The following is a 22708-nucleotide window of genomic DNA, read 5'->3' as shown; positions in this document are numbered from 1 at the left end:
CAGGCCGCATCGACGGGCACATGACGGGATGGAACAACAGACCGATCACCTCGCCCGAAAGGCAGGCAGTGATCACGCCACAAGACAGGCCGTGATCCTATTGGCCTATTGCTGACAGCTTGATGACAGCGCGCCCCCGCATCTCCATGTGATCCCCTCGGCCGGACCGCAGCATCACGGTACCGACACACAGGCGGCCTATCGTCGAACGTGGCGGGAACCAGCACCCCGCTCCCCTTGTCATACCCTCATCCAGGAGAGACCATGCACCGCCTGATCAATGCATTGACCAGTGCGCTGGCCCTGTCTGCCGCGCTCGCCTTCACCCCCACTGCAGTCCACGCCAGCCTGCCAGGCCACGTGGACAATGCCGAGCCACTGCTCATCGCGCACCGCGGCGCCAGCGGCTATGTGCCCGAGCACACCCTGGCCGCCTACTGGCTGGCCATCGAGCAGGGCGCCGACTACGTCGAGCCCGATCTGGTCATCACGAAGGATGGCGTGCTGGTGGCCCGCCACGAGAATGCCATCGCCCTGCTCAACGCCGATGGCAGCCTCCGCGAAGCCACCACCGACGTCGCCGACCGCCCGGAGTTCGCCAGCCGCAAGACGACCAAGACCATCGACGGCGTCGCCCTCACCGGCTGGTTCACCGAGGACTTCACCCTGGCCGAGCTCAAGACCCTGCGCGCCCGCGAGCGCCTGCCCGCCCTGCGCACGGCCAACACCCGCTTCGACAACATGTTCGAAGTGCCCACGTTGAACGAGGTGCTCGACCTGGTCAAGCAGGCCAACGAACGCCGCCGCCAACAGGCACTGAGCCGTGGCGGCCTGAAGGCCCTGCTGAAGGTCAAGCCCATCGGCGTGTACCCCGAGACCAAGCACCCCAGCTACTTCGCCAGCATCAAGCTGCCGCTGGAAGAACCCCTGCTGCGCACCCTGGCCCGCCATGGCTACCACCACAAGGGTGATCCAGTCATCATCCAGTCTTTCGAGGTGGCCAACCTCAAGGCCCTGTCGCGCAAGACCTCGCTGCGCCTGGCCCAGCTGCTCAGCAACGGCGGCCAGCCCTATGACTTCACCGTGGCCGGAGACCGCCGCACCTATGCCGACCTGGCCACGCCCGCCGGCCTGAAGGAGATCGCCGGCTACGCCGACGGCATCGGTGCGCACACGGCACTGATGATCCCCCTGGCCGGCGGACGGCTGGGCACCCCCACCACGCTGGTGCGCGACGCCCATGCGGCAGGTCTCACCGTGCACGGCTGGACCTTCCGCGCCGAGAACCAGTTCCTGCCCAACGAGTTTGACAGCAGCGCCAACGCGGGCGACTGGGGTGACCTGGCCGGACAGATCCTGGCCTTCCTGCGCTTGGGGCTCGATGGCATCTTCACCGATCACCCCTTCCTGGGCCGCCAGGCGATCGATCAATTCACGCGGGATTGAACTGCCCCCTCATGACGGGGATGTGATCGCGGCCAGGATGCACAGCCTCCAGGCCACAATGGCGCCATGCTGCCATCCGGCCTCGCGCCGCGATCACGATGAAAAACACCAGGAATAGAAGGCTGGCCATGGCGGTATTCGCCACGATGCTGGCTGGCTGCGCGGCCCCTCGGCCCGTGGCCATCAGCCACTTGGCCAGCGGGCTGCAGATCGACTTGCCCCCGGGCTTCATCGACCAGACGGCCGAGGCCCTGAGGCGTCACCGCGAGCGTGGAGATCCGCGCCGCCGCGATGTCAGTGCCGAACCCCTGATGGCATTTTCAGACGACGCGGGCGCGCGGGGATGCCTGCTCAGCCGCCTGCTGACCCAAGGCAGCGCGCTGCAGTTGACCCCCACCTCAACCCACGTCGCCGAGTTGCTCAGTCAACTGCCAGTGCAGCTTCAGCCCTCACGGCACCGCATCTGGCCGGTGCTCGCACGCGGCTACCGGGTCGGTCTCAATGGCGATGGCAGCCTGCCGACGCCCCCTCAGACCCACACGGTCGTGTCCTCCCGCCAGGCCAACATAGGGACGCGTCCTGCCTGGCTGGTCATCACGCAGCAACAGTGGCCCCAACAGGCCGGCGCCTACCAGGGCGCCACGCAAGCGGCCACGATGGCCGCCGATCTGGGCCCTTCCTTCCCTGACGGCCGCCAATGGCTGGTGGTGCAGTGCGGTGCGAACCACCTGCCCGACTATGTCGGCGGCTACCTGGACGAGGTGCTCGAAGCCGTGGCGGATGCCCGCTGGCAGCCTCCCGGACCCGCCGAAACGCCACTGGCCAGGTCCAGCACCGTGGTGCCACAATGAATCGCCATGACGCACTCGCCCACCCACCTGCTCTACCTGCACGGTTTCCGGTCTTCGCCCAGATCAGCCAAGGCCGTGCGCCTGGGGCAGGCAGTGAAGCCGCTGTGCCCCCCTGGAGGCGATCTGTTCTGGGCCTGCCCCCAGTTGCCGCCTTCGCCCCGCCAGGCCATTGCCGAACTCGAAGCGCTCGTGGCCCTGTGGCCGCGCGACGATATGGTGGTGATCGGTTCCTCCCTTGGGGGCTTCTACGCCACAGTGCTGGCTGAACGCCTGGGCTGCCGCGCCGCCGTCATCAACCCGGCGGTGGCCCCGGCGCGCGACCTGGCCCGCCACATCGGCGAGCAGACCTCCTTCCACAACCCGGCCGACCGCTTCTTCTTCCGCCCCGAGTTCATTGCCGAGTTCGAGGCGCTCGATCCCTATCCCCTTCAGCATGCCGAGCGTTACTGGGCGTTGATCGCCAAGGGCGACGAGGTGCTGGACTGGCACGAAATGCTCTCGCACTACGATGGCGCACGCGTCAAGCTGCTCGATGGCAGCGACCACGCCGTCAGCGATTTCGACCTGCACCTGCCAGACCTGCTGGCCTTCCTGGGCCTGCCGGATCCCGCCCCCGGCATCGCCTGACACCCCCTCGGCCGGTGGTCTCGCCAAAATGGGACAATCACGCCCTGACCGAACGAACCCTCCTGTTTGATGTTTGCCCTTTTTGATGACGCTGGCAAGTTCCTCGCCGGCCGCGTGATGTCCGAAGCCGACAGTTCGATGCAGATCGAGCTGGATTCGGGCAAGCGCGTCAAGGTGAAAGCCGCCAACGTGCTGATCAAGTTTGCCAAGCCCTCGCCCGCCGAGGTGATGGGGCAGGCACCCGCCATGGCGGCCGAGATCGACGTCGACCTGGTCTGGGAGGTCGCCCCCGAAGAAGATTTCGGGTTCGACGAACTGGCCAACGAGTACTTTGGCGACACCGCCACGCCCGTGCAGCAGGCCGCCATGCTGATGCGCCTGTTCGAGACGCCGCACTACTTCCACCGCCGCGGCAAGGGCCGTTTCCGCAAGGCCCCCGAGGACATCCTCAAGCAGGCCCTGGTGGCCATCGAGCGCAAGAAGCAGCAGGCCCTGCAGATCGAGCAGTGGGCGCGTGAGCTCGGTGAAGGCACCTGCCCGCCCGCCATCAAGGAACAGCTCTACAAGATCCTGTTCAAGCCCGACAAGAACGGCCCCGAGTACAAGGCCGTGGTCGAAGCGGCCAAGGCCACCCAGCGCGCCCCGCTGGACCTGCTGAAGGACGCCGGCGCCATCGACAGCCCCTACCAGTTCCACTGGAAGCGCTTCCTGTTCGAGCATTTCCCCAAGGGCACGGGCTTCCCGGCGCTGGAAGCGCCCCCGATCAAGGACGAGCTGCCCCTGGCGCCCGTGAAGGCCTTCTCCATCGACGACTCGGCCACCACCGAGATCGACGACGCGCTGTCTGTGCAGGGCCTGGGCACCGGCACGGTCACCTACGGCATCCACATCGCAGCGCCCAGCCTGGCCATCGCGCCGGGCACGCCGATCGATGGCGTGGCGCGTGGGCGCCTGTCCACCGTGTACATGCCGGGCCACAAGATCACCATGCTGCCCGACGAGGTGGTGCAGAGCTACACCCTGCAGGCCGGCCGCGACTGCCCTGCCGTGTCGCTGTATGTCACCTTCGACGAGGCCACGCTCGAACGCAAGGCCAGCGAAACCAGGCTGGAACGCGTGCCCATCGCCGCCAACCTGCGCCATGACCAGCTCGACGACACCATCACCGAGGCCAGCCTGACCGGCCAGGCTCCGGCCGGCTACGACTTTGCTCCTGAACTGGCTTTTGCCTTCCGTTTGGCCAGGCACCTGAAAGCCCAGCGCGAAGTGGTGCGCGGCAAGCCCGAGACCTTCAACCGACCCGACTACACCTTCAAGCTGGTCGAGCCCGACGGCAGCGAGAACACCACCGAGGACCGCCTGGAGCCCACCGGCCACGAGCAGGTGGTGATCGGCACGCGCAAGCGCGGCGCCCCACTGGACCTGATCGTGGCCGAGGCCATGATCCTGGCCAACAGCACCTGGGGCGGCTGGCTGCACGAGCACGGCGTGCCCGGCATCTACCGCAGCCAGGCCAGCCTGCAGCCCGGCATCAAGGTGCGCATGGGCACCAAGGCCATGCCGCACGCCGGCATGGGCGTGGCGCAGTACACCTGGGCCACCTCGCCGCTGCGCCGCTATGTCGATCTGGTCAACCAGTGGCAGATCGTGGCCTGCGCGCGCCACGGGCGCACCGCCGCCCTGGCCGCCCCCTTCAAGCCCAAGGATGCCGAGCTCTTCGCCATCATCTCCAACTTCGATGCGGCCTACAGCGCCTACAACGGCTTCCAGTCCAGCCTGGAGCGCTACTGGACGCTGAAACACCTGCAGCAGCAGGGCGTCACCGAGCTCGACTGCGCCGTGATGATGAACGGCCTGGTGCGCGCAGACAGCCTGCCCCTGGTCTTCAAGGCCCTGGGCTGCGAGAGCCTGCCACGCAACGCCAAGGTGCGCGTGCGCGTCACGGGCATCGACGAACTCACGCTGGATGTGCACGCCAGCCTGCTCACCCGCCTGGACGATGCGGCTGCGCCGGCCCAGGGTGATCCCGAGGCCGAAAGCGAGGACGAGGTGCTGGACAATGCAGGACCGCTGACCCTGGCCATCGACGTGACGGATGCCGACGCATCCGCCACCGAGGCCCCAGGATCCGGCGCCTGACACGACACCCCAGCGGCCCGCCCCGCCTTCCGGACACCATGCCCAACAAGCTCCTGTCTGCCCTCGGCAACTTCAGCCTGCTGCAAAAGACACTCGCGGTGTCGGTGGCCCTGCACGCCGCCCTGTTCACGGTGCGCTTCGTCGATCCGGAAGGCTTCAACCGCGTCTTCAAGGACACGCCGCTGGAAGTGATCCTGGTCAACGCGGCCAGCGAGCAGAAGCCTGACAAGGCACAGGCGCTGGCCCAGGCCAACCTGGCCGGCGGCGGCGATGCCGACAGCGGCCGGGCCACCTCGCCGCTGCCGCCCTCGCCGCAGAGCGAACTGGGCGATTCGCTGGACGCCGAGCGGCGCATGATCGAGAACATGCAGATCGAGCAGCAGCGCCTGCTCACCCAGATCCAGGATGAACTGGCCGCCCTGCCTCCACCACAGCCGCGCGCACCCAACCAGGCCAGTGACAACCGCTCCGACCGCGAAAAGCGCCGCCAGCTGACCGAACTGCTGGCCGAGATCGACAAACGCATCCGCGAAGAGAACGCACGCCCCAAGAAGCGCTACCTCAGCCCGGCCACGCTCAAGTCGGCCGATGCGCTGTACTACAGCCAGTTCCGCACGCAGGTCGAGCGCGCCGGCACCACGCACTTTCCCACCGAAAGCGGCCGCAAGCTCTACGGCGATCTGGTCATGGAAGTCTGGCTGGACCGGCAGGGCCGCGTGGTCGATGCGATCGTCACGCGCAGCTCGGGCAACAAGCGGCTGGACAAACGCGCCGCCGCCATCGTGCGCAATGCCGGCCCCTTCGGCGTCGTGCCCGACGACGTGCGCGCCGGCCATGACCTGCTGCTGATCTCTTCGCGCTTTCGCTTCACCCGCGACGCCGGCATGGAAGCCACGACCACGGCCACGCAGGCCACGCCCACGCCATGAACGCTCCCGCCAGCACCCCGTCCGACGCCCGGGGCTTGGACCGCTACGCTGTGGCCGGCAACCCGGTCGCCCACAGCCGCTCCCCCAGCATCCATGCGCTGTTCGCCGCACAGACCGGCCAGACGCTGGACTACGGGCGCCTGCTGTGCCCGCTGGACGGGTTCAAGGCCACCTTGACCGAGTTCGTGCAGCAGGGCGCCCGCGGCTGCAACGTCACCGTGCCCTTCAAGTTCGAAGCGTTCGAGATGGCCGCGCGCCACACCCCGCGCGCCGTGCTGGCCCACGCGGCCAACACCCTGCGCTTCGACAGCGAGGCCGACGGCGGTTGGCTGGCCGACAACACCGACGGCGTAGGACTGGTGCGCGACATCACCGCCAATGCGGGCGTGCCCCTGCAGGGTCGGCGCGTGCTGCTGCTGGGCGCCGGTGGTGCCAGCGCGGGTGTGCTGGGCCCCTTGATCGAACAGCGTCCCCGCGAACTGGTGCTGGCCAACCGCACCGTGGACAAGGCCCGTGCCCTCGTCGAGCGCCACCAAGCCTGGGCGACCCAGCACGGCGTCGCCCTGCAGGCCCGCGCCCTGACCGACGCAGGTGAAGGCTTCGACGTGCTGATCAACGGCACTGCCGCCAGCCTGGGCGGTGGCGAGGTGCCCGTGGGCGCCCAGGCGCTCAAGCCCGGATCCCTGGCGCTGGACATGATGTATGGCCCCGCCGCCCAGCCTTTCCTGGACTGGGCGCGCGCGCAAGGCGCCATGGCCCGTGACGGCCTGGGCATGCTGGTGGAACAGGCGGCTGAGAGCTTCGCGCTCTGGCGTGGCGTGCGGCCTGATACCCGCCCGGTGCTGGCGCAGCTGCGCGCCGAGGTGGACAGCCTCACGCCGGAGGCCACCCGGTGAAGCCTTCGATCGGCCGACAAGCCTGGCGCATCGTGGCCCTGATGGTGCTGTCGGGCGTGTGCCTGCAGCTGTACTTCGCGGCACGCATCGGTGCCATGGCCGTGATCGATCCGCAATCAACCGCCTTCCAGCGCAGCGAGATGTCGCGCCTGTTGCGAGAGCAAGGCCGCATCCTCTGGTCCCAGTCATGGCTGCCGGCCGCACAGATCAGCCCGTCCATCAAGCGCGCCGTGATCGCCTCGGAAGACGCAGGCTTCGTGGACCACAACGGTGTGGAGTGGGATGCGCTGGAGAAGGCCTGGCAGAAGAACAGCAAAGCACAACAGCGCCTGGAAAGCCAGAAGCAAAAGGCCATGGAGCGCTACCAGCGTGCCGCCAGCCGCGCCCAGGCCCGTGGCCGCCCGGCGCCTGAGATGCCTTCGGCCCTCAACGCCACGCCCAAGGTGATCGGTGGCTCCACCATCACCCAGCAACTGGCCAAGAACCTGTTCCTGTCCAGCGAGCGCAGCTTTCTGCGCAAGGGCCAGGAGATCATGCTCACCTTCATGCTCGAAGGCATGCTGGGCAAGGAGCGGATCCTGGAGATCTACCTGAACAATGTGGAATGGGGCGAAGGTGTGTTCGGCATCGAGGCCGCATCACGCCACTACTTCCACATCTCGGCCTCTCAGCTGTCGCCGCTGCAGGCGGCCCGGCTGGCCGTGATGCTGCCGGCACCCAAGCGCTTCGAGAAGAACCCCGGCTCGGGCTATCTGCGCCTGCGTTCGAACATGATTGCCGCGCGCCTGCGGGCGGTCGAACTGCCCTGAGCACCCCAGGGCCGCGAGCCACCCGTCAGCGGTAGGCCAGGTTCAGCGAAGGCTCGACGTCAGACGAGAGGTTGGGCAGCTCTGCCTGCATGGGCGAGGCGAACTGTGCGCGGCAGGCGGCCCGCGCCTCCCCCCCGATCTTCCATTCGCAGCGGCTCAGGGCCAGCGTACGGTCCACCGTGTCGCGATGGCGCTGCTCGGCGCGGTTCACCGTGTCCGACATCACGCCGTAGAACACCGCCAGCAGCGTGATCCACAGGGCCAGCAGCAGCGTGTAGAACAGGTAGGGCATGAGCGACGCATCGTCGTCAGGCGTGGCGGGGGCCTTCAGGCTCCAGGTAGGTGCAGCGCTCATGGTGGTGTCCTTCTCGTCGGGTGGGCTCGGGCAGTGCTTTCACGGCATGGGCTGAATGGTTCACCAATGTGCCCCGCTTGCGCAGACGGCGGGCGCCGAAAGCTGTGTCAGGCGCGTCTGACGCGTAACGAAGCGTCAGCGCTTGCTGACGCCAGCTTCATCACTTGACTACAGACGTTCCGAAGGCGTGTTCCTACAGTGCATTCGAACGCCCGAGCAGGTTTCACCTGACGGGACACCCCCGATCAATCACTTCAACCAAAGGAACAGGCCATGAACTGGGATCGCGTACAAGGCAATTGGAAGCAACTCAAAGGCAAGGTGCAGGAACAATGGGGCCAGCTGACCGACGACGACTTCGACAAGATCGAAGGCCGCCGTGAGCAGTTGGTCGGCCGCATCCAGGAGCGCTATGGCGTGGCCAAGGATGAAGCCGAGCGCCAGGTGGACAGCTGGACCTCCAACCACTGACCCCCGGAAAGCCCGGCCCCGTCCGTCCCCACGGCCGCGCTTCCCGAACCACCCCGACAGCAACCATCTGCAGCCCATCAGGAGAGTGAGATGTCTCACCCAGCCCCCCGAACGTCGACGCCAGCACAGGGACAGCCTCAGGCCAACCCTGCGCTGCATTCCCTGACGCTGGACGAAGACGCCATCGAAGCCGCCCGCCAGGGCATCGACGACGGCGCCATCACCCCCAGCTACGGCCCTTGGCGCGACGAGATCGTGCGCTTGCTCAATGGCGCCCTCGCCACCGAGCTGATCTGCGTGCTGCGCTACAAGCGCCACCACTTCACCGCGCACGGCCTGGCCTCGCCCAAGATCGCCGAAGAGTTCATGGTGCACGCCAACGAAGAGGCCGGCCATGCCGACCAAATCGCCGAACGCATCATCCAGCTCGGGGGTGAGCCTGACTTCAACCCTGTGGGCATGCTCGAGCGCAGCCACGCCGACTATGACACCTCGACCGACCTGCAGGCGATGGTGCGGGCCAACCTGGTGGCCGAGCGCGTGGCCATCGAAAGCTACCGCCAGATGGTTGCCCTGATCGGGGACAAGGATCCCACCACCCGACGCATGCTGGAGTCCATCCTCAGCGTCGAAGAGGAACACGCCGACGAACTCAAGGACATGCTCGAATCATGAGGCCTATCGTGAAATCAAATCAAAAATTCATCTTCACATCCGCTGTCATCGCCGCCTCGGCTCTGTGGAGCCTGGCTCCCCGGATCGCCCACGCGGAACCTTCACCCGCGCTCGACCGCGTCAGCATCTGGCTGGGCGGCTACCGCGCCGACATCGATGGCTTCGCCTCGGTGCGCGATCCTGGCAACAACGTCGACACGGGTGACCAGCAGTTCCTGTCGGGCCAGAAGACGGTGCAGCGCGCCCGCCTGGACTGGCTGATCATGGACAGCCAGGGCTTCTCGGTGGATTACTTCCGCGTCAAAGACGACAGCTCGCGCAGCATCGAGCGTCCCTTCTCCTTCGGTGGCGTCAACTACACGGCCACCGGCCGCGTGGCCGCCGACACCACGCTGGACATCGGCAACTTCTCGTACCGCTGGTGGTTCGGTGATTCGAGCAACAAGAACATCTTCGGCCTGGGCCTGGGTGCCGCGTACTACAAGCTCGACGCCACCTTGCGCGCCTCGGTCGGCGTGGGCCCCCTCACCTACGACACCATCCAGCGCACCGATGAATCGGGCTGGGCACCGCTGGTGACCCTGGGCTGGCGGACACAGGTGAGCGACCAGGTCCGCATCTACGCCGATCTGTCGGGTGTGCGTAAGAATGGCGACGACCTGTCGGGCACCATCACCAACGCCGCCATCGGTGCGGAATGGTTCCCCTGGAAGAACATCGGCGTGGGCGCCGAATACGCCTCCACCCGGATCCGCCTGAAGCAGAAGGACGACGCGTCCACGGCCCGAGTGAGGCTTGAACTGGACGGTCCCGCGGTTTACCTGCGGATGCGCTTCTAAAATAGGGCCATGCCCAGACTGGCGGCCCCTTCTTCCCTCAAGACCGAACTGCAGTCACGCCTCAAGGCGTGGCTGCTGCCCGTGGCCTTTCTGGGGGAGGTGCTGCTGGCCAGTGGCCGCGCCGCGCGCGGCTGGCAGTTCCGCAAGCCTGACCTGCTGCGCGTGCTGAACGAAGCCAGCGCGCAGGCCTTGCCCATCGTGCTGATCGTCAACGCGCTGGTGGGGGCCATCCTGGCCTTCGTCGGCGCGGTGCAGCTGGTCAAGTTCGGCGCCGGCATCTACGTGGCCGATTTGGTCAGCATCGCCGTCACGCGCGAGATGGCGGCCGTGATCACCGCGGTAGTGATCTCCGGGCGCACCGCAGCATCCTTCGCAGCTGAGCTGGCCACCATGCAGGCCAATGAAGAGATCGACGCCTTGCGCGTGCTGGGGCTCGATCCGATCGGCTATCTGGTGCTGCCGCGTGTGCTGTCGCTGCTGGTGATGATGCCGCTGCTGTATGTGTACGGCTGCGTGGCGGCCTTGCTGGGCGGCATGGCCGTGGGCACCACCATGCTCGACATCAACCCACAGGCCTATTTCGACCGCGCCCTGCTGGCCAGCCCGCTGAGCTACGTGGCCCTGGGCATCAGCAAGACCGTCGTCTTCGGCATCCTGATCGCCATCGGCGGCTGCTACGCCGGCATGAACGCCAGCCGGGATGCCGCCGGGGTGGGGCGCGCCACCACCAAGGCCGTGGTCGCTGGCATCGTCGGCGTGATCGCGCTCGACGCCATCTTTGCAGTGTGCGCCAACGCACTGGACATCTGAGCATGAGCCGGCTGGACGTCAAGAACCTCACCATGCGCTTCGGCGACAAGCTGATCCAGGAAGGCATTGAGCTCTCGGTCGAGTCCGGCACCATCTTCGCCATCATGGGGGGCAGCGGCTGCGGCAAGAGCACCTTGCTCAAGCACATGATCGGCCTGCTGCGCCCCTTCGAGGGCCAGGTGCTGGTGGACGATCAGGACTACTGGGCCGAACCCGAGAGCGCCCAGCGCCACATCCGCCAGCGCTTCGGCGTGCTGTTCCAGAGCGCCGCCTTGTGGACGTCCATGAGCGTGGTCGACAACGTCATGGTGCCGCTGGAGCTCAAATCACCTGACCTGGGCAGCGCCGAGCGCCGCGAGCGCGCGATGGAACTGCTGTCGTGGGTGGACATGCAGGATGCTGCCGACAAGCGCCCTTCCGACCTCAGCGGCGGCATGAAGAAACGCGCCGGTCTGGCGCGCGCCATCGCCGGCGAGCCTGATTTCCTGTTCTTCGATGAGCCTTCCGCCGGGCTGGACCCGATCAGCTCGGTGCGCCTGGACCGCCTGATCACCGACCTGCGCGACCGCACCGGCGCCGCCGTGCTGATCGTCAGCCACGAGCTGGAAAGCCTGCTGTCCATCGCCGACGACGGCATCTTTCTGGATGCCGACAGCAAACGACCGATCGCGCGCGGCAAGCCTGCCGATCTCAAGGCAGCCTCCGACACCCACCCCACCGTGCGCGCCTTCCTGGCGCGCCAGGAGCCTTCATCATGAAACGCAACGCCCTGATGATCGGCCTGTTCGTGCTGGTCTCTCTGGCCCTCGGGGCTCTGGCCATCACCTTCCTGGGCGGCAACCGCCTGTTCGAACAGCGCACGCGCGCGGTGGTGTACTTCACCAACAGCGTCAAGGGCCTGTACGTGGGGGCGCCCGTCACCTTCCGTGGCGTGCCCATCGGGCAGGTCGATGCCATCGGCATCGAGCTTGACCCGAACAGCCTGGTCACACGCGTGCCCGTGCAGCTGTTCATCACCTCCAAGCTGTTGCAGATGAGTGGCGGCGACACGATGGACCTGGGCCAACTGGTGCAGCGCGGCCTGCGCGCCCGCCTGGCACAGCAGAGCCTGGTCACGGGTCAGGCCTTGATCGACCTGGATTTCGACCCACAGACCCCGCTGGCCCTGGTGGGCGACAAGGACAGCAAGAGCGTCGAGATCCCCGTCGTCAAGGGGGCATTTGATGATCTCGTCGCCCAGATCACCGAACTGCCCCTGAAAGACACCGTGGGCGATCTGCGCAGCACCCTGGCAGCCCTTCAGAGCACTTCGGCAGAGGCGCAGAAGGTGATGAAACAGGCCGGCGAAGACTGGCGCCAAGCCTCGCTGGCCGCGCAGCAGATTCTGCGCAACACCGACCGCACACTCCAGACCGTGGGCACCCAGGCCAATGCCACGCTGGCGTCCGTGCAACGGCTGTCGGACACCACCAACAGCCTGGTGGCCGCCACCCAGCCCGACATCGCGCGCACGCTGTCTTCCACGCGCGATGCGGCCCGCTCGGTCGAGGTCGGCATGCAGTCGTTCTCGGAACTGTCCGCGCCCGGATCGCCCCCCCGAGAAGACCTCGAGTCCACCCTGCGCGATCTGTCGCAGACGGCGCGCAGCCTGCGCCAGGTGGCGGAACTGCTCGAGAACCAGCCCAATGCCCTGATCTTCGGACGCCGCTGAGGAGACCTTTCCATGCTCAAGCACCTTGCCCCATCCTCACGCCGCCCGATCCTGGCCCTGGCCGTGACAGCCATGATGGCCCTGGTGGGCTGCGCCAGCAGCGCACCCGAGCAGCACCTGCTGGCCTTGCCCACGCCTGCGCTGCCACAGACCGCCGCCGGCGGGGCAGGCCCTGACACCCGATGGCTGCAGGTCGGCCGGCTGGACATCCCCGAATACTGGCAGTCGCGCGCCGTGCGTTACCGCGATGGCGGCGATGTCAAATCATGGGAGAACACCGTTTGGGCCGAGCGGGTCGAGGTGGGCCTGACACGCAACCTGTCGATCGAGCTGGAGAGCGCTTTGCCCGCCCCCTGGCGCTTGTGCCCGCTGCGCTGTGAAGGTGCATCGCGCCGGCCCGTGCGGCTGCTGGTGAGCCTGTCACCGATGGACTATGACCGCGCCAGCCAGATCCTCACGGCCTGGGCGCAGTGGACCTTGATCGGCGCAGAGGGCCAGGTGCTGCGAACCAGCAGCCAGCCCCTGCAAAGCAAAGGCAGCGGCACCCTGGCCGCTGCGCAGACCGACGCGATGGCCGGCCTGATGAAGGCCATCGCCGACCTGGTGGTCCGCGATGTGCCTTTGCTGCCCGCTCAGTCAGCGACTGAACGCCTTGACGCCAAGAACGGCCAGTAGCAGCACCACCAGCGCCAGCACCAGGAAGATACCGAACAGGATCTTGGCGATCGAGGCGGCACCCGCCGCCACGCCGGTGAAGCCCAGTAGACCGGCCACGACGGCGATCAGCGCAAAAATCAGTGCCCATTTCAACATGATCAGGTCCTTTCTATAGGCGCCTGCCAAGTGGGCGCCCCGTGGTCTCCATGGTGCCTGCCGGACCACAGCATCGCCGTCGGGCCGTGCCCCCGCAGCGCGCCAGCGCTCCCTGATCACCGTGTGAGGGCTGCCTGACGCACGGCCGGGCCGGGGGAGGTCGGGGCTGAAGATCTACCTCCCCCATGTCCGGGGTCGGCCGCCGCCTACACGGCAAACAGGCCAGGACGACAGACGCCCCGATCACGGATCCTTAGCATGACCTCCATGCCGAAAGAGCGACACAACGATAACGAGGTACATGCGATGAAGATCATGACGATCAAGGAGCTGGACGAAGTTCTGGCCACGGAAGACCCCGAGGAGCACCCCGAACAAACCCATGACGTGGAAGTGAGCCTGGCCAACCACAAGGTGGTGGTGGTGCCTTGCATGCTGGCCGTGGCCGACCGCCCACAGCGTCCGCAAGAGATCGCCCTGGTGATTCCGCGTGGCCTGTGCCGCGGAGGACAACCCACCCGCCAGGGACTGCTGCATGCCGCTGCAGAAGCCGTTCGCCGCCACCTGGCCCACCGCAAGCACCCTTGGCTGGAGGTGCGTACGCGCATCAACGGCGTGCTGACACCGCTGATGCGCGTGCACACCGCCTGACGGCGTCGCACGTTGAAAAGGCCGCCCATGTGGGGCGGCCTTTTTCATGAGTGTGGCTGGCGCGTCAACTGGATTCGCAGGCCATGTCCGCCTGTCGGGCGATGTCCTTGTTGCCCGGATCGATCAGCGGCACGATGGCAGCAACCGGGTTCAGGAAGCCGAGGGCCACGGCCCCCGCCACCCGCGGCAGCAGCGCCGAGGCCTTGATGGACACCTTGGGATCGTTCAACGGCCCCTTCACCAGCACCGGTGTACGCAGAGTCAGTACGCTGAAATCCTTGGGCGCCACCCGGGCCTGCAGGTCCATGCGCTCGTCCTTGAGCGAAATGGCACCCTGCACCCACACGCTGGAATCGGTGGTGTTCAACACGAACAGCTCCGGCGTGAGCATGCCGTTGAAGGCCTTGATGTCAGCCCGCGCACAGGGCACGGCCAGCGATTCGTCGCCTTTGATCAGCACGCCCAGCAGTTGCGCCACATCGATGCCGGCGCCTTCCACCGCCAGGTGTGAGATGGTGCCGTCGCGAAGGCGAACCTGCACCGGCCCGGTGAGCGAACCCAGGATGGCTGCCGTGGACTGGCCTTCACCTTTGACCAACGCCCGCCCATTGATGCGCCCTGTGAGATAAGGCGGCCGCCCTTCGGGCTTGAGCGCCTTGATCCAGTTCTCGATCACCACGTTGTTGACCGACAGATCGGCGTTCCACAAGGCCTTGGTCTTCTGCGTCCCGTCCAGGGCCAGGCGGCCGGTCAACTCGCCCTGGGCCGTGCGGGCCTGCAGATCACTGATGGTGAGCACGGACGAGTCCAGCACCAGGTGGCCTTTGAGCGGCTCCAACGGTGCCAGGGTCTCCGAGCCCAAGTCCATCTGCGCGATATCGATCAGAACATTGGCGTTCATCGCGGCCAGCGACGGCAGATCGAACTTGCGATCCGGCAGCACGCGGGCATCTTCGTTGCGGCTGGACGCAGGCTGGCCATCCGTCGGCACCCCGACGGCCGGGCCCAGATCCGCCAGCGCCAGGCGAGATCCGCCCAGGCGCCCGGACAGCATCGGCACCCGCTCACGACGGTCAAAGGCGAACTCGCCGCGCAGGCGGCTCGACCCGATCTCGGCGCCCTTGACCACCACGAAGGTGCGAAGGCCCTGGTGGCGCACATTACCACGCATGTCGAACGTGCCCGTGGTGGGCAATGTCACGCCCAGGGGCTCACCCATGGCCGCAAGCGAAGGCCCACGCGCCTTGAACGTCCCCAGCACATCGGCCTCGGCACTGAGCTGGTCCACCGATCCGGTGAAGTCAAGACGCGCCTGGCCCACGTTCAGGTGGAAATCGATGGGCCAGGCCATGCGGCCCTCGCCGCCCAGCAGCCATGGCGCCAGTTGACCGGACGTGAGCGAAGCCCGCAAGGGGAAGCGGTTGTAGCTGCCTTGGGTCTTCGCACGCAGACCTTCGGGCACATCTCCCTCGACAGGCCCGGCACGCCGCGCATCGCGCACACTGAGCGAGACGTCTGTCCGGGAGTCCAGCGCCAGCAGGGCATCCTTGTAATGCACTTCGCCCTGCGCGAGCTGGAGCACGTCGAAATGCAGGCCATCGAACAGCGAGGGCGCATCCGGTTTGCTGGTGCGGGGTGGGCCGAACTGCCAGGAGGCACGGTTGTCCGCGGTTCTCTCCAGCCAGGCCGTGAGCTGGCGCGCACGCAGTTGCTCGACCAGCACAGGCCTGCCACGGTAGGCCCGCCACAGGTCGTGGTAGGCCAACTGCAGATAGGCCCCCTCGGCAGACACCATGAAAGGCGCTTTGCTCCACTGGGGGGAACCAATGCGCAGTTCATCGGCCCAGACGCGGATGCCGCCCAACAGACGCACCCGAGCCTGGCCTTGCCCAGCGGTCTGGCCGAAGCTCACATCGCGGTGCAGCGCGCCTGACAACAGGCGCTCGGTAGGCGCTGACAACCATGGCCATGCCCGGTGCTCTCCATAGGCGATGCCGCCCACCACGCCGACGATCACCAGGCCACCCACCCACCAGCCCAAGTGCAGGCGGCGCCTGGACGTGGGTTGGGCGGGATCTAACGCAGACCTTGAAGGCTGGTCACTCATCGTCCACCCAGTGCCAGATGTTCATGTTCCCCCAGGCCCACCGGCTTGCCGGCGATCACCGACGCGGCGATCGCGAACATGCGGACCACTTTGCTCGAAGGCGAATCCCAGTAGTCCACGCTGCGGGGCACGAACTTCAAGGCGCGCAGGTCCGGGCTTTCCGGGCCGTCAGGGAACCAGGGCTTGGCGAACGATGACCACAGGTGTTCCTTGGTCGGCGTGTCGTCGATCAGGTAGGCGCTGCCTTCCATGGACACATAGCTGGCATCCGACTCATTCGAGAATGCCGCGGTGAGCGATTCGAGCCGCACACCCTCCATGGCCGAGGCGCTGGTCAGGAACCAGAGCGCGCCATCCTTGTCCAGCAGGATCGGGCTCATGGGGCGGCTGGCGAGGTGGTGGCTGTCCACTGCGGTGATCATGCAGACGTTCATGTCCTCGATCAGGTCGGCCACCTTCTTCATGGCGGGATGGGTCTGGTCATGCACTTTCATGGCTTCTCCTGGGGTATGAAAAAAGACAGCCCCAGATTGCGCCACTCATCCCCGTGATGCCATCAGCACATGGCGCGTGTGCGCGTCAGCAGAGACTGACATGGCGCCGGCATCAGCGGAACAGCTCATCCTGGTAGCGGTAGAACTGGTAGGTGAGCTCGACGCCGAACAACAGCACCATCGCGACATAGTTCAGCCACACCAGCAAGACAGCCAGCGTGCCAGCGGCGCCGAACACCGACCCCACCGCCCCCTGCCCCAGGTACAGCCCCAGAGCCCATTTGCCCACCTCGAACAGCACAGCGGTGGTCAGGGCCCCCGCCGCCACGGTGAGGCGCGCCAGCTTCACCGGCGCCATCAGGCGCAGCATCATGCCGAAGAGCAGCGACAGCATCAGCAAGGACACACCCGCCTGCATCACGCTCAGCAGCACCGCTTCTGCCCGCGACCAGCGCGCCACCCATTCGCCCACGGCCATCAGGCCCGCACTGGCCAGCAGGGAGGCCACCAGCAAAAAGCCGATGCCTACCACCAGGGTCAGGCCCTTGAGCCGTTCCATCACGGCGCTCATCCAGGCATAGCGGTAGGTGCGCTGGGTGCCGAAGATGCGACCGAAGGCCGCCGACAGTTCGGCGAACAGCGCCGTGGCGCCGATCAACATGCCGCCCAGCCCGATCAGTCCGGCCTGCCAGCTGCTGGGCGAGAGATAGCTCGCCTGGATCATCTTCTGGAGCAGCTCGGCGCCTGACTGGCCCAGCAGGTCCCTGAACTGGGCCACCACATGCCCCTCGACGCTCTCCCGGCCATAGAACACGCCGGACAGCGTCACCGCGATCACCAGCACCGGGGCCATCGAGAAGGCGGCGTAGTAGGCGAGCGCGGCGGCGGTGCCGATGTTGCGGTGATCGATCCAGGCCAGGGCCGCATCACGCAGGACACCCCATACTGTGGGCTTGCCCAATTTCTCGGCAGGCGCCACAGGCCCGCCCGCCACGGTATGAAGTCCCTGATCCGGAAGCTGTTCCATGCCTACTCCCCCGTCCCCCGTTGGTTGGCTGGCCATGCTGCCGGCCGCTTACTGTGGACCCGCCGACGGCTGTGGCTGTCCATCGGTCTGGGCGGGGCCGTCTGGTGCGCGACACAAGGCAGCGGGGATCCCGTGCGCCGACTCCTGATCGCCTGGTGCACCTTTGGCGCGGTATACCTGGTGCAGGGAATGGCCTTGATGCTCACGGCGGACAACGCGTCCATCGAGCAGCGGGCCCGGCACGAAGACGAGGGAGCCGCCGTGATCCTGCTGCTGATCGTGCTGGCTGCGGGTGCCAGCATCGGCGCGGTGGTGATGGAACTGGCGGGCTCCGGACGCAGCGCTCAACCCGACCTGCTCACGATGGTGCTGGCCGGTGCCAGCATTTCCACAGCCTGGCTGGTCATCCACACCGCCTTCGCGCTGCACTACGCCCACCGCTACTACATCGTCGCGCATGGGCGCCACAACACCCAGGGCGCGCCGCTCGACTTCTCCGGACGGCAGACGCCGGTGTATGTGGATTTTCTGTACTTCTCGTTCACCATCGGCGCCACCTCCCAGACCTCCGACGTGGGCGTGGCCACCACACGCATGCGCGGCCTGGTGCTGGCGCACGCGGTGGTGTCCTTCGTGTTCAACACCACCCTGCTGGCTTTGACGGTCAACATCGGCGCATCCCTGCTGCGGCCCTGACACCTCGCGCGGTGCGCGGCCCGGACCACACAGGTTCTGGCAGGCTCCATTGCACATCAGGCCACCTCCGCCAGCACCGCTGCATGGTCCGACAAGCGGTTCCAGGGAGCCTGCGACAGCACCTTCACCGACACGGGCTCCAGGTGGCGAACGTAGACGCGGTCCAGCGGCAGCACGGGCATGCGCGCAGGGAAGGTGCGTGCCAGGCGGCCCCGCAGGGTGTGGTGCACCTCACGCAGGCCTGCACGCAGCAGCGCCGGGTGACCGCGCTGGCGCCAATCGTTCAGGTCGCCAGCAACGATCAGCGGCGCGTCGGGCGGCACGCGCTCGTTGATCAAGGCCACCAGTCGGCGGATCTGCTCCTGGCGCTGGCTTTCCAGCAGGCCCAGGTGGGCGCAGATCACGTGAAGCGTCTTGCCACGGGTCTTCCAATCCAGCTCGCCATGCAGCAGGCCGCGCTTCTCGATGGTGTGCACCGACACGTCCTGGTTGCGCCAGGCCACGATCGGGAACTTGGAGAGCACGGCATTGCCGTGGTGGCCTTGCGGATACACCGCATTGCGGCCATAGGCAAAGTCTCGCCAGATCGAATCCGCCAGGTATTCGTACTGCGACTGCGCAGGCCAGCCATGCACACGCTGCGCATGGGTGTCGTGCTGGCCCAGCACCTCCTGAAGGAAGACGATGTCTGCATCGCAGTGCTGCACCGCCGCCTTGAGGGCCGGCAGCACGAAATGCCGGTTCATCGCAGTGAAGCCCTTGTGCAGGTTCAAGGTCAGCACGGTCAGCGGGGTGTCCGCACCACCGGTGCCGCGCGGCCGGCTCACCGGCTCACTGGAAGGGTCTCGGTACATGGCTGATGTCGGCCCAGAGCAGGCAGTGATACTAGTGGTGTCACCTTAACGAGCACCTGGCTCGCAGGCTGTCGTCCGCCACTGAACCCCCTGTCGGCCGGTGCTGACAGCGCCGTGTGCGGCATCGGCTGAAACCCTTGTCAGCATCCCCCTACAGAACAATCCGACACACCTGACGAAGTGAGGCTGTTGGTGCTGGGTACCATCGCGCAGCTTTCGCCCCGATCAAACATCCGTTCCAATGTCAGCGAACGGTCTCCGGTCGGTCCCTCGCGTCGTTACAGGGCCCTGGTGCCACTCCGGAATGTCCAAGTCAGCCAGCCGCCCCCAGGGGCGACAGGATCCTCCCTGGGTCGGATTCGTGATCGCCGTGTCGATCGCCGCCATCCTGTGGATCGATCTGCTCACGCCGCTGGGCATGACGGAATGGGTGTTCTACCTGCTGCCCATCGGGCTGTGCCTGCTGCAATCCCGGGCCAACCTCCCTTTGGCGGCGGCCGTGGTGACCACCATCTTCATGGTGATCGGTTTCTGGCAGTCGCCACCCGGCATGGACCAGTCCTCCGCCGCCGCGAACCGCACCTGCGGAACCCTCGCGCTGTGGGGGCTGGCCTTCGTGGTGCGCGCCACCCTGCTGTCGCGCCAGCAAATCCGCCGCCTGATGTGGGTGGAGCAGGGCCGTGCCCGGGTGGCCGAAGCCTTGCTGGGTGACCTGACCGTCCAGCAGAGCGCCCAGAACGCCCTGGATTCGCTGTGCGGCTATCTGTCTGCACCGCTGGGGCTGGTCTATCGGCTGGATGAAGAACAACTGGTGCTGGAGGCCTCTCGCGCGCACGACACCGCTGACTCAGCCGCACCGGCGACCTTGCGCCTGGGCCAGGGCATCAACGGCCAGGTGGCACGCGATGCCCGCCCGATGCTGGTCCAATCCACGAAAGACCACGCGCTCACCTTGCGTTCCGGGCTGACCGAACTGCACCCCCGCCGCGTGGTGAGCAGCCCGCTCACCGCCGATCAGCGCGTCAACGGCGTGTTGGAGCTGGCCCTGCTCGATGACGACCCCACCGATGATGAGCTGCTGGCCTTGATGCAAGCCGTGTCCGAAACGGTGGGCATGGCCATGCGCACTGCGCTGTACCGCGAACGCCTGCTGGAACTGCTGAACCAGACACAGCGCCAGAGCGAGGAGCTGCAGGTGCAGCAGGAAGAGCTGCGCGTGTCCAACGAAGAGCTGGAAGAGCAGAGCCGCGTGCTGCAGGAAAGCCAGTCGCGGCTGGAAGAGCAGCAGGTGGAGCTGGAGCAGACCAACGTGCGCCTGGAAGAGCAGACCCAGCACCTGGAGCGCCAGAAGCGAGACTTGCTGCTGGCCCATCAGGCGATCGAGCTCAATGCGCGCCGCCTGGCCCAGGCCAGCCAGTACAAGTCCGAGTTCCTGGCCAACATGTCGCACGAGCTGCGCACGCCCCTCAACAGCTCGCTGATCCTCTCCAAGATCCTGTTCGACAACAAGCAGGGCAACCTGTCGTCTGAACAAGTCAGCTACGCGCAGACCATCCATGCCGCCAACAACGACCTGCTCAGCCTGATCAACGACATCCTGGACCTGTCCAAGATCGAAGCCGGCCACGTCGAGATCCACCCCGAGCTGCTCACCACCGACGCCCTGTTCGAGCGCCTGATCGCGCTGTTCAAGCCCCTGGCCACCGAAAAAGGCCTCAGCCTGGAAACGGTGCGCGCACCGCAGGCGCCTGCCTCATTGATCACCGACGTGCAGCGGCTGGAACAGGTGCTCAAGAACCTGCTCTCCAACGCGCTGAAGTTCACCGCGCACGGCGGTGTCGAGCTGGGACTGCGCAGCGATGCCGGCGAGCGGCTGGCCTTCTGGGTGCGCGACACCGGCATGGGCATCGCGCCCGAGCAGCAGGAGATCATCTTCGAGGCCTTCCGCCAGGCCGACGGCACCACCAGCAGGCGCTTCGGCGGCACGGGCCTGGGGCTGTCGATCTCCCGTGAGCTGGCGCACCTGCTGGGGGGCGAGATTACCGTGCAGAGCGCCCCGGGCGAAGGCAGCACCTTCACCTTGCTGCTGCCCCGCACGCTCACCCCTGCCACGCCCGTGGCCCCCGACGTGCTGCCGGCGCCCACCGCACCGCGAACCCAGGCCGATCCCTATGCCCTGCCGGCCCAGACCCGCGCCCCGCTGTCGCACGCGCGTTCGATGCCCAAGACCGGCTCGACGGCAGCGCAGCCGGCCCATGGCGACATCGCGGTGGCTGCACCGCTGGCCAGCCAGCCAGAGGGCGATACCGGCACATCCCGGCCCGCCGAGCCAGCGCGCAAGCTGATCCTGGCCGTGGAAGACGACGACAAGTTCGCCCGCGTACTCAGCGATCTCGTGGGGGAACTGGATTTCGAATGCGTGGTGGCCACCACCGGGCAGGAGGCGCTGATCATGGCGCACGAGCTCAAGCCCTGCGGCATCCTGCTGGACATCGGCCTGCCCGACCAGTCCGGCCTGACGGTGCTGGAGCAGCTCAAACGTTCATCCCACACGCGCCACATCCCCGTGCACATGGTTTCGCTGCACGACCGCTCCAACCTCAGCCTGCAGCTGGGCGCCATCGGCCATGCCGTCAAGCCCGTGGCACGCGAGGACATCGTGGGTGCCGTGCGCAAGCTGCAGGAGCGCCTTCAATCGCGCATCAAACACGTGCTGGTGGTCGAGGACGACCCGGTGCTGCGCGACAACATCGGCCTGCTGCTGGGCAACGACGAGGTGAAGGTCGTCAAGACCGGCACGGTGGCCGGGGCGCTGGAGCACCTGCGCGCCAGCACCTTCGACTGCATGGTAATGGACCTGACCCTGCCCGACGGCACGGGCGACGACCTGCTCGACCGCATGTCCGAAGGGCTCGATGGCGGCTTTCCGCCCGTCATCGTCTACACCGGCCGGGCCCTCACGCGCGACGAAGAACAACGCCTGCGCCGCCACTCCAGATCGATCATCGTCAAGGGAGCCCGCTCGCCCGAGCGCCTGCTCGACGAGGTGACGCTGTTCCTGCACAGCGTCGAAAGCACGCTGCCCACCGACCAGCAGCTGCTGCTGCGCCAGGCCCGCCAGCGCGATGCGGCCTTCGAGGGACGAGTGATCCTGCTGGTGGAAGACGACGTCCGCAACATCTTCGCGCTGTCCAAGGTGCTTGAGCCGCTGGGCGCCACGCTCAAGATCGCCCGGGACGGCCGCGAAGCCCTGTCGCAGCTCGCCCAGCTCGACGCGGTGGACCTGGTGCTGATGGACATCATGATGCCGGAGATGGACGGCCTGACCGCGATGCGGCACATCCGCGCACAGGCCCGATGGGCCCAGCTGCCCATCATCGCGCTCACGGCCAAGGCCATGGCCGATGACCGCCAGGAATGCCTGGACGCGGGCGCCGACGATTACATCGCCAAGCCCATCGATGTCGACCGCCTGGTGTCGCTGTGCCGTGTGTGGATGGGGCGCTGA

At 66.8% G+C, this 22708-nt stretch carries 23 protein-coding genes; 17 read left to right on the top strand and 6 right to left on the bottom strand.

The window, feature by feature from the left end; all coding sequences use genetic code 11:
- Positions 1–264: 264 nt before the first annotated feature.
- The 7 genes from EIP75_RS01680 to EIP75_RS01650 all read left to right on the top strand — a co-directional run bounded on the left by EIP75_RS01680 (position 265) and on the right by EIP75_RS01650 (position 7697).
- A complete protein-coding gene (locus EIP75_RS01680; RefSeq protein WP_125241464.1) occupies positions 265–1446 on the top strand; it encodes a glycerophosphodiester phosphodiesterase in 1182 nt (393 codons plus the stop codon).
- A 128-nt stretch (positions 1447–1574) separates the two neighbouring features.
- Positions 1575–2297, top strand: coding sequence for a hypothetical protein (locus tag EIP75_RS01675; RefSeq protein ID WP_125241463.1), 723 nt, complete (start codon positions 1575–1577; stop codon positions 2295–2297).
- Between the two features lie 6 nt (positions 2298–2303).
- Positions 2304–2924: a YqiA/YcfP family alpha/beta fold hydrolase gene (locus tag EIP75_RS01670; RefSeq protein WP_125241462.1), complete on the top strand. Its 621-nt coding sequence runs from the start codon at positions 2304–2306 to the stop codon at positions 2922–2924.
- Between the two features lie 69 nt (positions 2925–2993).
- Positions 2994–5063 (top strand): ribonuclease catalytic domain-containing protein, encoded by a 2070-nt coding sequence (locus EIP75_RS01665; RefSeq protein ID WP_125241461.1) that lies wholly within the window; start codon positions 2994–2996, stop codon positions 5061–5063.
- Between the two features lie 38 nt (positions 5064–5101).
- Entirely contained in the window at positions 5102–5992 is an 891-nt protein-coding gene (locus EIP75_RS01660) for an energy transducer TonB (protein WP_125241460.1), read from the top strand.
- Positions 5989–6888, top strand: coding sequence for a shikimate dehydrogenase (gene aroE / locus EIP75_RS01655; RefSeq protein WP_125241459.1), 900 nt, complete (start codon positions 5989–5991; stop codon positions 6886–6888). The genes EIP75_RS01660 and aroE overlap by 4 nt, the downstream gene beginning before the upstream one ends.
- 41 nt (positions 6889–6929) lie before the next feature.
- Complete coding sequence (locus tag EIP75_RS01650) at positions 6930–7697, top strand: transglycosylase domain-containing protein (protein ID WP_199758464.1); 768 nt, start codon at positions 6930–6932, stop codon at positions 7695–7697.
- Between the two features lie 25 nt (positions 7698–7722).
- Here EIP75_RS01650 and EIP75_RS01645 read toward each other — a convergent pair whose 3' ends face one another.
- Complete coding sequence (locus EIP75_RS01645; protein WP_125241458.1) at positions 7723–8052, bottom strand: hypothetical protein; 330 nt, start codon at positions 8050–8052, stop codon at positions 7723–7725.
- A 273-nt stretch (positions 8053–8325) separates the two neighbouring features.
- Between EIP75_RS01645 and EIP75_RS01640 the strand changes: the two genes are divergently transcribed.
- The 7 genes from EIP75_RS01640 (at position 8326) to EIP75_RS01610 (ending at position 13233) form a co-directional block, all read left to right on the top strand.
- Positions 8326–8523 (top strand): CsbD family protein, encoded by a 198-nt coding sequence (locus tag EIP75_RS01640; RefSeq protein ID WP_125241457.1) that lies wholly within the window; start codon positions 8326–8328, stop codon positions 8521–8523.
- Positions 8524–8613: 90 nt separating this feature from the next.
- Entirely contained in the window at positions 8614–9198 is a 585-nt protein-coding gene (locus EIP75_RS01635; RefSeq protein ID WP_125241456.1) for a ferritin-like domain-containing protein, read from the top strand.
- 8 nt (positions 9199–9206) lie between these two features.
- Positions 9207–10037, top strand: a complete 831-nt coding sequence (locus EIP75_RS01630; RefSeq protein WP_125241455.1) for a putative outer membrane beta-barrel protein — start codon at positions 9207–9209, stop codon at positions 10035–10037.
- Positions 10038–10046: 9 nt separating this feature from the next.
- The gene (locus EIP75_RS01625; RefSeq protein ID WP_125241454.1) at positions 10047–10847 is read left to right on the top strand and encodes an MlaE family ABC transporter permease; all 801 of its coding nucleotides are present in this window, start codon (positions 10047–10049) and stop codon (positions 10845–10847) included.
- Positions 10848–10849: 2 nt separating this feature from the next.
- Positions 10850–11605, top strand: coding sequence for an ABC transporter ATP-binding protein (locus tag EIP75_RS01620; RefSeq protein WP_125241453.1), 756 nt, complete (start codon positions 10850–10852; stop codon positions 11603–11605).
- Positions 11602–12558 carry an MlaD family protein gene (locus EIP75_RS01615; RefSeq protein WP_125241452.1) on the top strand — a complete coding sequence of 319 codons (957 nt, stop codon included), beginning with the start codon at positions 11602–11604 and terminating at the stop codon, positions 12556–12558. Before EIP75_RS01620 ends, EIP75_RS01615 begins: the two co-directional genes overlap by 4 nt.
- A 12-nt stretch (positions 12559–12570) precedes the next feature.
- Positions 12571–13233, top strand: a complete 663-nt coding sequence (locus tag EIP75_RS01610; protein ID WP_125241451.1) for a PqiC family protein — start codon at positions 12571–12573, stop codon at positions 13231–13233.
- Here EIP75_RS01610 and EIP75_RS01605 read toward each other — a convergent pair.
- Positions 13195–13371 (bottom strand): DUF1328 domain-containing protein, encoded by a 177-nt coding sequence (locus tag EIP75_RS01605; RefSeq protein ID WP_125241450.1) that lies wholly within the window; start codon positions 13369–13371, stop codon positions 13195–13197. The two genes, EIP75_RS01610 and EIP75_RS01605, sit on opposite strands and share 39 nt — an antisense overlap.
- A 306-nt stretch (positions 13372–13677) precedes the next feature.
- Here EIP75_RS01605 and EIP75_RS01600 point away from each other — a divergent pair, with 306 nt between their 5' ends.
- Entirely contained in the window at positions 13678–14022 is a 345-nt protein-coding gene (locus EIP75_RS01600) for a hypothetical protein (RefSeq protein ID WP_125241449.1), read from the top strand.
- Between the two features lie 64 nt (positions 14023–14086).
- Here the strand turns inward: EIP75_RS01600 and EIP75_RS01595 are convergent, their stop codons facing one another.
- The 3 genes from EIP75_RS01595 to EIP75_RS01585 form a co-directional block, all read right to left on the bottom strand.
- Positions 14087–16129, bottom strand: a complete 2043-nt coding sequence (locus EIP75_RS01595) for an AsmA family protein (RefSeq protein ID WP_125241448.1) — start codon at positions 16127–16129, stop codon at positions 14087–14089.
- Positions 16126–16623, bottom strand: a complete 498-nt coding sequence (locus EIP75_RS01590; protein WP_125241447.1) for a pyridoxamine 5'-phosphate oxidase family protein — start codon at positions 16621–16623, stop codon at positions 16126–16128. The genes EIP75_RS01595 and EIP75_RS01590 overlap by 4 nt, the downstream gene beginning before the upstream one ends.
- A 112-nt stretch (positions 16624–16735) precedes the next feature.
- On the bottom strand, positions 16736–17650 hold the full coding sequence (locus EIP75_RS01585) for a YihY/virulence factor BrkB family protein (RefSeq protein ID WP_158622711.1): 915 nt from the start codon (positions 17648–17650) through the stop codon (positions 16736–16738).
- 132 nt (positions 17651–17782) lie between these two features.
- Here EIP75_RS01585 and EIP75_RS01580 point away from each other — a divergent pair, with 132 nt between their 5' ends.
- The gene (locus EIP75_RS01580) at positions 17783–18346 is read left to right on the top strand and encodes a DUF1345 domain-containing protein (protein ID WP_158622710.1); all 564 of its coding nucleotides are present in this window, start codon (positions 17783–17785) and stop codon (positions 18344–18346) included.
- A 56-nt stretch (positions 18347–18402) separates the two neighbouring features.
- Here the strand turns inward: EIP75_RS01580 and EIP75_RS01575 are convergent, their stop codons facing one another.
- On the bottom strand, positions 18403–19200 hold the full coding sequence (locus EIP75_RS01575) for an endonuclease/exonuclease/phosphatase family protein (protein ID WP_125241444.1): 798 nt from the start codon (positions 19198–19200) through the stop codon (positions 18403–18405).
- Between the two features lie 304 nt (positions 19201–19504).
- On the opposite strand from EIP75_RS01575, the gene EIP75_RS01570 reads away from it, so the two are divergent.
- Complete coding sequence (locus tag EIP75_RS01570) at positions 19505–22708, top strand: response regulator (RefSeq protein ID WP_125241443.1); 3204 nt, start codon at positions 19505–19507, stop codon at positions 22706–22708.

The sequence above is a fragment of the Aquabacterium soli genome, from assembly GCF_003933735.1.
GTDB classification, from domain to species: Bacteria; Pseudomonadota; Gammaproteobacteria; order Burkholderiales; family Burkholderiaceae_C; genus Aquabacterium; species Aquabacterium soli.
The sequence above is the reverse complement of the archived record's forward strand: the minus strand, read 5'-3'. Positions and strand labels throughout refer to the sequence as shown.